The sequence below is a fragment of the Lentilactobacillus parafarraginis DSM 18390 = JCM 14109 genome, from assembly GCF_001435895.1.
Taxonomy (GTDB): domain Bacteria; phylum Bacillota; class Bacilli; order Lactobacillales; family Lactobacillaceae; genus Lentilactobacillus; species Lentilactobacillus parafarraginis.
Genome location: NZ_AZFZ01000033.1, coordinates 18207 through 31646, shown reverse-complemented (window position 1 = coordinate 31646; position 13440 = coordinate 18207). Strand labels below are relative to the sequence as shown.

The 13440-nt window shown below is 46.2% G+C and carries 12 protein-coding genes; 9 read left to right on the top strand and 3 right to left on the bottom strand.

Annotated elements, in window-relative coordinates:
• Nucleotides 1–75: 75 nt before the first annotated feature.
• The 3 genes from pgmB to mscL all read right to left on the bottom strand — a co-directional run bounded on the left by pgmB (nucleotide 76) and on the right by mscL (nucleotide 4025).
• Nucleotides 76–747, bottom strand: coding sequence for a beta-phosphoglucomutase (gene pgmB, locus FD47_RS08610; RefSeq protein WP_008212084.1), 672 nt, complete (start codon nucleotides 745–747; stop codon nucleotides 76–78).
• Nucleotides 748–766: 19 nt separating this feature from the next.
• On the bottom strand, nucleotides 767–3484 hold the full coding sequence (locus FD47_RS08605; protein WP_056980527.1) for a glycoside hydrolase family 65 protein: 2718 nt from the start codon (nucleotides 3482–3484) through the stop codon (nucleotides 767–769).
• Nucleotides 3485–3653: 169 nt separating this feature from the next.
• Nucleotides 3654–4025 carry a large-conductance mechanosensitive channel protein MscL gene (gene mscL / locus FD47_RS08600; RefSeq protein WP_056980525.1) on the bottom strand — a complete coding sequence of 124 codons (372 nt, stop codon included), beginning with the start codon at nucleotides 4023–4025 and terminating at the stop codon, nucleotides 3654–3656.
• 152 nt (nucleotides 4026–4177) lie between these two features.
• On the opposite strand from mscL, the gene FD47_RS08595 reads away from it, so the two are divergent.
• The 9 genes from FD47_RS08595 to FD47_RS08555 all read left to right on the top strand — a co-directional run bounded on the left by FD47_RS08595 (nucleotide 4178) and on the right by FD47_RS08555 (nucleotide 13395).
• The gene (locus FD47_RS08595) at nucleotides 4178–4435 is read left to right on the top strand and encodes a hypothetical protein (protein ID WP_082402628.1); all 258 of its coding nucleotides are present in this window, start codon (nucleotides 4178–4180) and stop codon (nucleotides 4433–4435) included.
• Nucleotides 4436–4471: 36 nt separating this feature from the next.
• On the top strand, nucleotides 4472–6337 hold the full coding sequence (locus FD47_RS08590; RefSeq protein WP_054734930.1) for a S53 family peptidase: 1866 nt from the start codon (nucleotides 4472–4474) through the stop codon (nucleotides 6335–6337).
• Between the two features lie 18 nt (nucleotides 6338–6355).
• Nucleotides 6356–7063 carry a CPBP family intramembrane glutamic endopeptidase gene (locus tag FD47_RS08585; protein ID WP_054734933.1) on the top strand — a complete coding sequence of 236 codons (708 nt, stop codon included), beginning with the start codon at nucleotides 6356–6358 and terminating at the stop codon, nucleotides 7061–7063.
• A gap of 14 nt (nucleotides 7064–7077) precedes the next feature.
• Entirely contained in the window at nucleotides 7078–8187 is a 1110-nt protein-coding gene (locus FD47_RS08580) for a DmpA family aminopeptidase (RefSeq protein WP_056980523.1), read from the top strand.
• On the top strand, nucleotides 8184–8735 hold the full coding sequence (locus FD47_RS08575) for a C39 family peptidase (RefSeq protein WP_054734936.1): 552 nt from the start codon (nucleotides 8184–8186) through the stop codon (nucleotides 8733–8735). Before FD47_RS08580 ends, FD47_RS08575 begins: the two co-directional genes overlap by 4 nt.
• Before the next feature lie 126 nt (nucleotides 8736–8861).
• Complete coding sequence (locus FD47_RS08570) at nucleotides 8862–10481, top strand: peptide ABC transporter substrate-binding protein (protein WP_040537690.1); 1620 nt, start codon at nucleotides 8862–8864, stop codon at nucleotides 10479–10481.
• A gap of 11 nt (nucleotides 10482–10492) precedes the next feature.
• A complete protein-coding gene (locus tag FD47_RS08565; protein WP_056980521.1) occupies nucleotides 10493–11575 on the top strand; it encodes a dipeptide epimerase in 1083 nt (360 codons plus the stop codon).
• Nucleotides 11576–11755: 180 nt separating this feature from the next.
• Nucleotides 11756–12646, top strand: a complete 891-nt coding sequence (locus tag FD47_RS08560; RefSeq protein ID WP_054734939.1) for a C40 family peptidase — start codon at nucleotides 11756–11758, stop codon at nucleotides 12644–12646.
• Nucleotides 12643–13395: a serine hydrolase gene (locus FD47_RS08555; protein ID WP_054734941.1), complete on the top strand. Its 753-nt coding sequence runs from the start codon at nucleotides 12643–12645 to the stop codon at nucleotides 13393–13395. The genes FD47_RS08560 and FD47_RS08555 overlap by 4 nt, the downstream gene beginning before the upstream one ends.
• The last annotated feature ends 45 nt before the right edge of the window (nucleotides 13396–13440 follow it).

Here is a 13440-nt window from a genome sequence, read left to right as displayed (position 1 = left end):
TTTCAAAATAGCGTTTGTCTTCAGTCTGAGGGCGCTCAGGATTTTTCCTGAACGCCCTTTAGTTATCACAAGTAATTAGTTCATCTGTTTTTGAATGTTTGCCAAAGTCATTTCTGAGGTGTCAGCAAAGTTGATGTCAGCATCCTTTAAAATCTGCTTGTCACCAATGCCGATTGACGTTTCACCAGCGGCGTTGATCGATTCAACCCCGGCAGCGGCATCCTCAACCCCGATGCACTGAGCCGGATCTAAATCGATGAGTTCAGCACCCTTGATATAAATTTCTGGATCTGGCTTACCCTTTGAAAGGCTCTTTGGATCCACAATCTTTGGGAAGTAGTCCGTTAATTGGAGTTTATCGAGGACCGTTGGGGCGTTCTTTGATGCCGAAGCCAGTGATAGAAGATAGCCGCCATTCTTAATTTCATCCAAAAATGCCTTAATTCCAGGAAGAATGTTAGCGGGGGTCATCTTGTTGACTAGTTTTAAATAATTGGTGTTTTTTTCGGTGGCCAAGGCGACTTTTTGATCCTCCGTGTATTTATCCTGAAGGTTGCCGGCTTTTAAAATCATTTCCAACGAATCCATCCGGCTGATGCCCTTGAGACCATCTTCAAGTTCTTTGGACCAGGGAGCGCCAACTTTATCAGCAACTTGATGCCATGCTTGACTGTGAAAGACAGAAGTATCGGTAATAACCCCATCTAAGTCGAATACGAATCCTTTAATATCAGAAAATTTTGCCATAATTGTTCAGCTCCTCAAATTATTTGTATGAAATGGTTGCTGCCTTATTTTTAGTGAGGGAGTAATCCTTATCACCAACTTTGACGTGGGTATCCGCATCAGCCGTTACGGCAATGTCGTGGTGCGTAATTTCAAAGTGGTACTTGATCCCTTGATACTCTTGACGAAATGAGATCTTTGGCCAATTCAGCGGTAAGTGGGGATTAATTGAGACTTCATCGGTATCAAACCGAACGCCGCCGTAGCAGCCGGTTTCGATTTGAAGGGTCGCGCCCATAACCCCAAGGTGAATCCCTTCGGCAGTCGTGCCGCCCTGAATATCGTAATAGTCTGAGAATAGGGCGGTTGAGAACAGTTGCCAGGATTGATCCATGTTGCCATCCATTTCGTCAAGAACCGAATAGACGATTCGTGACAGCGTTGAACCATGGGTGGTGCGGTCCAGGTAGAATCGGAGGTTACTGGTGAAGTAGTTGGCCGGCAGTTTGTAGCCGAGGCGATTGATCACGTCGTTGACCTCTGAGAATGGTAATTCATAGTAGGCCATGAGGGTATCCGCCTGCTTGGCAACCTGATAGGAGTCTGGTGATTTGCCTTCCCCCTTGAGCAGGCGGTCAATTCTGGAAATATCCCCATACTTCTTGCGGTAGGAATCAAAGTTGAGTTTGGAAAGGTTGAAGTAGCCGGCAAATTGTCCAATAATTCCCTCGTCGTTGATATCCAACCGTAATTTATGGGCGATGTCGGCCATCTTTGGTTCAAGGGTTTCATCGGTGCCAGCCTTCTGATTTGCCGCTGCTAATACATCCGCATCTTGGTCGTTAACCAGATTACCAACCTTATCAAATAACCACGATACCATGATGTTGGTATAGGCATTGTTGGTTAAGCCATGCTCATCAGCGTTGGGGTATTCTTCGTGGAATTCGTCGGGACCCATGACGTTGTGGATATCGTAACGGTCGGCATCTTTATCGTATTGAGCCATGCTGACCCAGAATTGACAGATAGACAACAGCATTTCCAATCCATAATCGTTCATGAACTGGGTGTCACCGGTTAATTTGACGTAGGTTAAAATGTCATAGGCGACTGAAATGGAGACGTGTCGCTGAAGACGGCTATTATCAGGATCCCATTCACCGCTGACCGGATTCAAGTGAACAAATTGCGACTGTTCGTCACCATACATCCCGGATTGCCAAGGGAACATGGCGCCCTGCTTATTTTCAGACTGGGCGTACTTCCGAGCCTCACCGATTCGGTTGTAACGATACAGCAGACACTGCTTGTCAATTTGAGGGTAGTGGATTGCGTAGAATGGCAGGTCAAACGTCACATCCCAGAAGATGTGACCTCGATAAGCTTCCCCGTGGAGCCCCCGAGCGCCAACTGAGGCGTCTAATTTGCCGGAAGCCAGAGCTGCACTGGTAACCAGCATATGATAAATGTTGACTCGGGTGAGCTTTTGGCTGGTGATATCGTCTTGAATCTGGATGTCAGTCTTGTGCCAAACGTTTTTCCAGAACTTGATACTATCAGCTAAAGTGTCTTTAAAAGAGGAGGCCTCAATTTCTTCGCGGCCCCGCTGTTCAAGGGCGTCATCACCGCTCTTGCCGGTAAAGATTGAGACACACTTTTCAAAGGTGTAGCTGGTCTCTGGTTCAACGTCAATGCTTAATTCCTGGCGAATTGCCTGGTTCTCGGTTGTCGTGTCAATCAATTTTGCCGTGTCAAATTGATCACTTGTGAGCTTAGAATTAATGACGAAGCCGACTTTTGAAGTCTTGGTTTGACCAATCATTGAGATTTGATCATCATGAGCAGCCATCCCAATGACGTCGATGTGGTGCTGATTAAAATCAGCATAACGAGCAACGTTGCCGTTAATGACGCTGCCGTCAATTTTGGAGTAGAGTTGAATACTACCGGAGAAATTAATTGGTTTGATTTCATACTTGATGGCGTAACGGTGCCAGTTGGTCATATTGGCAACCTTGGTTGCGCGAACTTCAAGAATGTGGCCGGTCGACAACTGAAGATGAAGCGTCGTGGTTAGAACACCGGTCTTTAAATCAAGGCTCCGATAGATGTCTTGAATATCTTCCTTTTTGATTTGAAATGGGTGTTGGTGGTCAACGCCAAAACTAATGTACTGGGCGTTTGGCAGGTTCACCAGATCCTCATTCACAACGTCGCGACCATTAATATTGGTTGTGAGCTGGTTATAGACTCCCGCAACGTATGTGCCGGGATAGTTATCCTTGTCGGCGGATGCTTCGACGTATGCGCCTCGTAAACCGAAATAGCCGTTACCTATGGTTAACATTGCTTCCTGGCCGTAATTTCGTTTGCCAGAATATTCCCCATAGTAATCCAGGTGCCACTTCAAGTACGCTGCTTTTTGGGAAACGGCTTTTTCCAAGCCGATTTCCCGTACCGTATTGAGATTGACGACTGGAATATTCATCATGTTGGCAATTGCTAAACCGATGTCAATCTTCTGGTGGTTGATGCCAATGATGGTGTCTGAGAATTCATAGTTCAATGAATTCTCGATAATTGCCGCGTCAACCGGAAGACCGGTTAACGCTGCTTTGATGCTTTCAAGATTATCTCCAATTGAAAATTTGGGGTTGTATGTGATCATGAACTTTCTGAAGGGCGGTTTGTTGGAATCTTCAGAATAATTCAATTCCATAACCCCGTCTCGGGCCCTAATCGCAAACGTTCTCATAACAAAACCTCTTCTCAAATTTAGACTCATAACAATGATTATACAAATCATTTAACAATTTAATTCTAGACCAAAAACGCCGGATTCTCAACGAATTGGCGCTTTCATCTGGCTGGTTGCGCTGAACATGGGGGTGATTGTTACCCTTAAATCATGATTAACCACGCCATTATTTTTGGTTAGCGTCCTTCAATAAATCGCGAATTTCTTCCAGCAAAACTTGCTTCTGATCGGGGACGGCCTTGACCGGTTGCTTTTTGACCAATCGATTGATCGCCTTGATTAACAGAAAGACCACAAATGCGATGATTAGGAAATTGATGATTGAATTTAGGAAGGCCCCATACTTGAAGGTGGCGCCGCCAACTTTCAGCACTAAGTTTGATAGATCAATCTTGCCTAAAAACAGCCCAATGAACGGGTTGATCACGTTGGTGGTCAAAGACGTCACAATCGCCGTAAATGCCCCACCAATGATGACCCCGACTGCCAGATCGATCACATTGCCGCGGGAGATAAATTCTTTAAATTCTTTCCACATTTTATTAACCTCCACTTAAACCTTGTGTTATTGTATTTACATCAATTATACTGAATCAAGGTAGTCAACACAAAAGCGGGCTCTGAGAACTCGCAAGCGGCTGTTGAAGCCCATTGATTCACAACTAAATGAATTTAAGGTGTTTAATAAGTATGAAAATAAAAATGGGTTTAATTATGATTTTGATGGTGGCCATTTTAGCCGGTGGCTTTTATTTAACGCAGGATGAGACCTGGTCTTCATTGACCTTCATCGGCACTTGGATCGGGGTCATTATTGCGATGCATATCCTGATTACCCCAATTGTCATCTCAATTGTTCGCGCACGTGACCGAAAGCGTGCTGAATTAGAGGCTCAACAGAATCAACGGCAGCATCATGATGCTTCGCCGAGTCGAGACAACGACTAAAAATAACGCAAATTAGTCTGATTCGAGGAGACACTCATGCAAAAACAGACGTTTAAAAAATTATTTTTGATCATCGCACTGAGCTTTTCGGTTGCGGCCGTGGCGAACTTTTCACAAGCCCAACCGACGTTTGCCAAGGAAAAAATTACAAAGGTTTCGAGTTCCAAGAAGCAGTTGGTCGACGTCATTTTTAGACCGAAAAGCCAGCCAAAATTGACCCAGTTCGTTTATGATTCGGTCAATCCAAATCGATCGCAGTACCAAAAATTTGTGAGTCCTAAACAATTTGCCAGCCAATATGGTCAGCCGACCAAGAATATTAACCGGGTCAGAAACTATCTTAAGAAGCATCATCTAAGTTCGGTTCTGTATAGTGGCAATTTAGTGTTGGCAGTGAAGGGCACCGCTAAGAATGTTGAGAAGGCCTTTAACGTGAAGCTTGAGAACGTGACTGAGGGTGGGACAACTTACCAGAAGGCGACCAAAACCCCAAAATTACCAAAGTCCAGTTCAAAATCAGTGTTGGCCATTATGGGATTGTCCAACTACTCAACGGTTTCCTCCAATCGGCAGACCATTCACCCAGCTTCCTTGCAAACGCGGGCTGCTGGCGATGTCAGTCAGAGTGAGATGACCAAACGATATTCCCCGGCAAAGTTTGCGAACCGCTATGGGGTTTCCCAACTGTATTCAAACGGCTCAACCGGTCGCAGTAAAACGATCGGGATTATTTCGTTTGCCAATTACCATCCAAGCGACGCCTATCGTTTCTGGAACGGGATGGGAATTGACGTAAAAGCTAACCGGTTAAGCACATACCGGACCAATGGGTACAAGGGTTCCTGGGATGGCTATGACGAAACAACAATTGACGTTGAACAGGCCGGGGCGATTGCCCCCGATAGTAATATTCGGACCTACATCGGCAAATCTGATATTACCGGGATGGTAAATTCAATTGCCGCCGCGGTCGGTCAAAATGTCGCCGATTCTCTTTCCTTAAGTTGGGGGCAAAGCGAATCCCAAGTTGCCTATGAAATTAAGCAGGGGGTCACCCCTAAACAGTACAATCAAATCATGAACCTGCTCTTTCAACAGGCAGCCGCGCAGGGCATGAGTGTTTTCTCTGCCAGCGGGGATAACGGGGCCTACGATGGCATTTCTAACGGCAGCACGGCACTTGGTGTCGACACGCCGGCCAACTCCCCGTATCTGACGGCTGTCGGGGGAACCACGCTTCCACGGACGTATACGGTCAACAATAAGACGGTTAAAATCGACAAGGAACGGGCTTGGGGATCTGAATTTCTTTACCCTAATTACAAAAATCAAAAGTTTTTTGGCTTTGAAAATTGGGCTCAGACGTTCTTTGCCGGTGGCGGTGGGGGCTTCAGCAAGTTTAACGGTCTTCCTAAGTACCAATCCGGTATCAGTGGCGTTGGGACATATGACGCAACCCGGTTATGGTCGTTTAAGGATGGCAAGGTTAAACTGTTGAAAAAACCGGTCAACGTGTCTGGTAAGCATTCCGGAAGAAACGTTCCCGATTTATCAGCAAACGCCGATCCAAACACGGGTTATGCTGTGTTTGTCACGCCCAAAAAGGATGCTTCGGCAACTGGTGAGTGGGAGATCTCTGGTGGAACCAGTGTGGTCGCCCCTCAAATGGCAGCGGCCAGCGTTTTGATGGCCAGCAACGGGGCTGGTCGGCTGGGTTTCTGGAACCCGCAGATTTATCGATTTGCCCGTCAAAGTCAGTCGCCGTTTACCCCGCTGGACAGTCGAACGAATAACACGAATTTATACTATACCGGTCAACCCGGCAAACTTTATAATCAGGCGAGTGGTTTGGGAACGGTGGATTTTTCCAAGTTGGATAAGCTGTTTAACCCAATCAATTAATTGAAAGGGAAGAATGCCATGCAAAAAGAACACACGTTGACGAGTAACGACTACTTTCAACGAATCATCATTTTTATTGCCCTCGTGGTATTGGTACTAATTGTTCAGATTCCGTTGTCGTTCATTATGATGGGCAAACTTTCCACGATTGGCAGTTTGGCAATGAGTGGGGGATATATCTTAGGATTTGTGATTGCCATTTGGATTGCGGTATCCGTCTATCGGCATTACGTTCATCCCATTAAGAAGGTCATTAACGGCCACGATATTCAAATGATCCTGGTTGCTTACGGGGCGTTTTTTGTGATTCAAATTGCCCTAAACCTCTTGAACCAAGTTCTTTATCATCAAACGTCTACTGCCAACAATCAGGTGATTTACCAAATTATGGGCCAGAACCACTTGACCCTGATTTTGATGGGGATCACAGCGGTTTTTTGTTCGCCGATTTTAGAAGAATTAGTGTTTCGCGGGTTTTTAATTGGGTCAATGTTTACTCGCCGATCACGCATTGCCGCGATCATTGTTAGTGGGATTTTATTTTCATTTCCTCACATGGAAGACGTGAATGTCATCAGCTTTTTAACGTACGCCATTTTAGGCGGTACCTTGGCTTACCTTTACGTGAAAACGGAAAATATCAAGGTACCAATCGGGCTGCACTTTCTTAATAATTTGATTGCCATGAGCATGATGCTTGTTCAAGTATTGATTCATACACACTAATGGGGGCGTGATCAATGGGACTTTCAGTACCATTACAAAACGATGTATCTCAACGGGTTAAAGGGAAACGGAATTTGATTACTGACGTGGCTGGTGTGAAGGTTGGTCAGAAGACCGTTAACATTGGCAAAGTTCATTCGGGCGTAACCGCGATCTTTCCCCACACCGGCAATTTATTTCGGCAAAAGGTGCCGGCGGCCTCATACGTGATCAATGGTTTCGGCAAAAGTGTCGGTCTCATTCAAATTGATGAATTGGGGACCATTGAAACGCCGATTGTGCTGACGAACACCTTTGCCGTTGGCACGGCAGTTAACGCCCTCACGAGACGGATGCTGCGGGATAATCCGGAAATTGGTGATACCACCAGTACCGTCAACCCGGTGGTCATGGAATGTAATGATGGTGACGTGTCTGATATTCGGGCGATGGCGCTCACTGAAACGGATGTCGCTTCGGCATTGGATGCGGGTAGCCGTACCCTAACCGAGGGGGCAATTGGCGCTGGCCGCGGGATGATGTGTTACGACTTAAAGGGCGGCATTGGGTCTGCGTCTAGAATTGTGACTGTCGATGACGCCCACCAGTATACTTTAGGGGCGCTGGTGATGACCAACTACGGCTTTCTTCAGGATTTAGTGATTGATGGTATTCCAATTGGGGCCCCATTAAGCGATCTGTTGGCCGCAGACAAACGCAAGGAAGAAAAGGGCTCAATCATCACAATTTTGGCGACTGACGCGCCGTTGAATTCTCGGCAGTTGCGACGGCTGGCAAAACGGGCAACGGTAGGCATTAATCGAACGGGCGGGTTCATTGGTAACGGCAGTGGTGAAATCGTGTTGGCTTTTTCGACAGCCAACCTGGTGGCCCACTTTCCGTCGACCCAATTTGATACCGTAACCCGCTTTAATGATAACCAGATTGACTTGTTCTTTCGGGCAACCGCGGCAACGGTTGATGAAGCTGTCCTGAGCTCGTTGGTGCACGCCGAATCTGTCGTGGATCGTAAGGGCAGGCGCCGATTGAATCTCGTGGACGCCGCTAAGCAATTACGTGCGCAACGGCCGGGGGATTCCGAAATGGTCCGTCAAGTCTTTGAAAAGTTAGGTGTGACAGAATGAACCAGCCAATTTTACTTGGCGCTGAAAATGTGAACCAGCTGAGTTGGGGAGCAATCAACGGCTGTGAGGCGGCAAGCCTGCTTGAAGGCCTTCACTATCAAGACGCCGCGCTTGGTGTTAGTTACGGGCAGTTTTTATTGGCGATGCCGATTGCCCAGGATGGCAATCCGTATCATGGATTTGGGGGGTCGCCATTCAAAAATGAACCCGGTAAATTTGAGGCAATTTTCGCGCGGCCACTTCTTCGCTGGGGTAACCAATTTGGGCTTCTTTGGGATCTCAGTGGGGCTGATCCAAGTTGGTTGTATGATGAAATTTGCCGTGGCAATCCCGTTATTACATACGTCACGGTTCATTTTGCAACGCCCCAGTGGGAGCAGTATCCATTTGGACGGGTTCCGGTTAACAACCACTGCGTCTTACTGGACGGCGTTTCAAAGCATCAGGTCCACGTCAGCGATCCAATTGACGGTCAATATTGGTTAGATCGCGTCAAATTTGAAAAAATCTATCTTTCCCGACGAATGGCGGCCGTGGTTTATAAATAAATATCATTTTTAAGCAGGCTTAATGAAATTTTCATTAGAAAAGCCTGCTTTTTTATCATATTTATGCTAAATTAGAGTTTAGTTAAGCTTGTTAGGAATCACACAAATTTTGAGGAGTGATTGATAATGCATTTATCTCGTCATATTTCAGTGTTAGCGGGGGTTGCTGGCATTTCACTGATACTCGTTGGCTGTGGGCAAAAATCTAGTCAGGAAAAGAAAACAATTACCACGTCGACTGATACCGAATTAACGACAGTTGATCCATCCAAGACGACGGCTGTCGGGACATTTAACGTCTTGAATAACGTGGATGAAGGGTTGTTTCGATTGGGGAAGGATTCCAAGGTTGAGCCGGGAATCGCAACTTCTTCCAGCGTTTCCAAAAATGGGAAGGTTTATACGTTTAATTTAAGAAAGAATGCCAAATGGAGCAATGGTGATCCGGTGACGGCGCAGGACTTTGTATACTCTTGGCGGCGCACGTTGAATCCAAAGACCGCCTCCCAGTATGGTTATTTGTTCTCGGGAATTAAGAACGCTGATAAGATTCAAAATAATAAGGCGGCCGTTTCTTCGCTTGGAATTAAAGCAAATGGCAAGTACCAGCTAAAGGTCACTTTGGAGCAGCGGATTCCTTATTTCAAACTGTTGATGGGCTTTCCGGTTTTCTTCCCTCAGGACTCGAAAACTGTTGATAAGTATGGCAGCAAATACGGGACCTCTTCGAAAACCCAGGTTTATAACGGGCCATTTACGTTGACCAAGTGGACCGGGACCAATTCAACCTGGACGCTTAAAAAGAATGCCGACTACTGGGATAAGAAGGCCGTTAAGCTTGATAACATTAAGTTCAGCGTCCAAAAGGATCCTTCAACGAGCTTAAACCTGTTTAACCAAGGCAAGTTGGACATGGCCCAGTTATCGGCAACTCAATCCAAGCAAATGAGCAAAAAGAAGGATTTGATTTCCCGGCGGCAATCTTCAAACTACTACATTGCGTTTAACCAAAAGATCAAAGCTTTCAAGAACTTGAAGATTCGCCAAGCCATGTCAATGATCATTAATCGACCAGTTTTGGTCAACAAGGTTGTTGCTGGGGGCGCAATTAACAACAAGAGCTTTGTTTCTAAAGGGCTGGCTGTTTCGCCAAAGAACGGGACTGATTTTACGGACGATGTTACGGTTCCTGAATCAATGAATTACAACCCAACTAAGGCCAAGAAGCTCTTCAAACAAGGGTTACAGGAAGTTGGCATGAAGCGACTGCACTTCACCTTATTGAACTCCGATACTTACGATCAGAAGCAGTTAAGTGAGTACCTTCAAAGTGCCCTTGAAAAATTACCTGGATTGACTGTCAGCCTAAACAACATTCCCGGACGGGTGATTCTTTCCCGTCAAGCGGATCACCAATTCCAAGCAACCGTTGCTAATTGGTTTGCCGACTTTTCCGATCCAATCACCTTCCTGAATATTTTGACTTCCAAAAATCCAAGTAACATTTCGCAATGGAAGAATTCCACTTATGATCAATTGATTGATGCAAGTAATAATGATGACGGTGGTAATGCTCAGGCTCGTTGGAATGACATGGTTAAAGCCCAAAACGTTGCGTTGAACGACCAGGCAATCATCCCACTGTATCAATCCGGTGAAAAGTGGCTCGTGAAGTCAAGTGTCAAGGGCGTTATTTATAACACTGCAGGCGCAAACTACAACTTTAAGGATGCATATATTAAGTAGGAGGTCACCCATTGGCACCAAGGATTAAACAGGTGACGACAAAGGCCGTCGCCGTTCCATTAAAGCGACCGTTTAAAACGGCTTTGAGAACTGTTACAACAGCTCAAACGGTGATTGTTGAATTGACTGACGATCAGGGGATTACCGGGTATGGTGAAGCCGCTCCCAATGCGGTGGTCAGCGGTGATACGGTTGCCAGCATTGTCGAGGCGGTTGACCATGTGATTGGCCCGAAATTGATTGGGAAGTCACTGGTCAATTCTGAGGACATTAAGGCAACCATTGATCAGGCAATGGTGCATAATTCAAGTCCCAAGGCCGCTTTGAACATTGCGGTCAATGATTTGATCGCCCAACACTACCAAATTCCGCTTTATCAGCTACTTGGCGGTAACGCGAATCAAGTGACGACGGATTACACGGTCAGTGTTGGTCCAGTAGCCGAAATGATTCACCAAGCCAAAGATCTGGTTGCAAAGGGATTTACAACGTTGAAGCTGAAAGTTGGCAGCCAGTCCGAACAAACGGATGTTGAAACCGTTGCGGCAATTAGGCAGGCGGTTGGGCCAAAGATCCACCTTCGACTCGATGCCAATCAGGGCTGGCACCACAAGCAAGCCATCTCGGCGATCAATAAAATGGCTGAGATGGGCCTTCAAATTCAGTTAGTTGAACAGCCGGTTCCCGCAGCTGATTTTGATGGAATGGCGGCGGTTACTCAAAATACGTCGACGCTGATCATGGCTGATGAAAGTATTTTCTCGGTCCAGGATGCCCAACGACTCATTAACATGAAGGGCTGCGACATCATTAACCTGAAATTAATGAAGTCCGGCGGAATCGATAATGCGCTGAAAATCAATGCCTTTGCGGAAACGGCTGGCATTGCCTGTATGGTGGGCAGTATGATCGAATCGTCAGTTTCCGTTACCGCCGCGGCAAGTTTGGCCGCTGCCAAACGGAATGTTCAATACGTTGACTTAGATGCCTCACTGATGTTTTCGGCTAATCCGCTGGCGGGTGGTCTGATCAACCAGAAGGACCAGTTGCAACTGCCAGATCGGCCCGGAATGGGGTTTGAAGGATCAATTTGAATCATCATTGGTAAGCAATGATAAATTTTTAGAAGCACGGCATTAAAAAATATCGGTGACACCGGCTGATGATTCGGCTGAGTTACCGATATTTTTTAGTCGTTGATGCGAAGGGCGTTCGCTTTTATCGCGAGGGCCTTTCGTGGTATTATTAATAAGAATGTGAATGGGGGTGACACGATGGAAACACGACGAATCAAGGTCCCGGTGGCGACAATTTGGAAATCCAAGGACGCCCCTCGAGAAATTGATCGACCGGCTTTAAACGGTGATAGTAAGAAATGGGTTACTCAGATGAGCGATGAGCAGTCCGTTCAATTAAGTGACGATGATTTATTGGAAACTCAGGCTCTGTTTAACGATGAGGTCATCTTGGACCATATTGAGGATGACTGGGCCCGTGTTTTTGTTGTGAGCCAGCGGGATGATTCTGATTCCCGGGGGTATCCTGGTTGGGTTCCGCTAAAACTTTTAACGGATCGACCAACATCCTATCCGCCGGTGACTGCAACGGTTCGAATCGCTGTAAAAATCGCGAAATTGTATAATACAAATGACGAACCGATAATGGATTTAAGCCTCGGAACAATTCTTTCTCAAACTGGTATTGAGGGAGACAAGATTGCGGTGGTGACACCGCTTGGTGATGGTTACATTGACCGCAGTGCAATTGTATTGCCCTATGTCGGCCAAAATGCTGGTGAGACCATGGTTCAGATGGCTTGTCAGTTTTTGGGAATGCGTTATCTGTGGGGCGGAATCAGTGCCTATGGATTTGATTGCTCGGGTTTGGTTTATACCATGCATCGCGTGTTAGGATTTGATATTCCCCGTGATGCAGACGATCAGCATGCTGGCGGCATGCCGGTTGCTCCGGAAGCAATTTTACCGGGAGACCTGGTTTTCTTTGCTTATGATCATGGGACCGGCTTCGTCCACCATGTTGGAATGTATATTGGTAATGGTCAGATGATCGAATCGCGGACGCCTGGCAAGACCGTTGATATTGCCAGTCTGACTGAACCAAAGTTTGCCGACGAGTTTGCCGGATTTCGGAGATATTGGCGATGAGTGGGGATTTTAAACGAGAGATCACTTCATTAATCACTGAACAACCTGGAAGAATTGGGCTCCTAATTAAGATTGATGGGACCGTTGTCATGGGCTATCACGAAAATGATCAGTTTCGTTCCGCATCCCTCATTAAATTGGCGGTGTTAAATCACGTCCTGGATCAACGGCTGGATCTTCACGAGCCGATCCAAATTGATCCGGCCTTTGTTGGCGGGGCGGGGGTCCTTCAACTCCTGGACCAGCGGATTTGGTCCCTGCAGGATTTGCTGGCACTGATGATTAGCGATTCTGATAACTTCGCCAGTAACTGCGTGATTCATCGGGTTGGTCTTGATGCTGTGAACCAATCCTTAAAAAAGTGGCAGTTCAATAAAACCCGTCTTAATCGCTATTTGATGGATAAAGCAGCTATTGAAGCTGGTAAAGATAACTTTACCAGCCCGGCTGAAAGTCTCCGGTTACTGGAAAAGGCTCTGGGTCACGATCCCAAAATCGCAAACTGGTTTACGAACCAGCAATTTAGATATAAATTGCCGGCAAGTTTTGACGAGTCTGGAAATGGCATCACTGTCTATAATAAGACGGGTGAAGGGTATCAAATTGACCATGATGTGGCAAAATTTGTATATGACAAACATTCGATTGAAGTGGCCATGTTAACGTTTGGCTTTCAGGATCGAATGACGGTCATTCATCTGTTTAATCGAGTTGGGGCGGTGTGTGCCAAGCAGCTCGTTGATTTATAAATGATAAATGTATCCAAAGTAAAAGGACTGAAACCAATTTTGGTG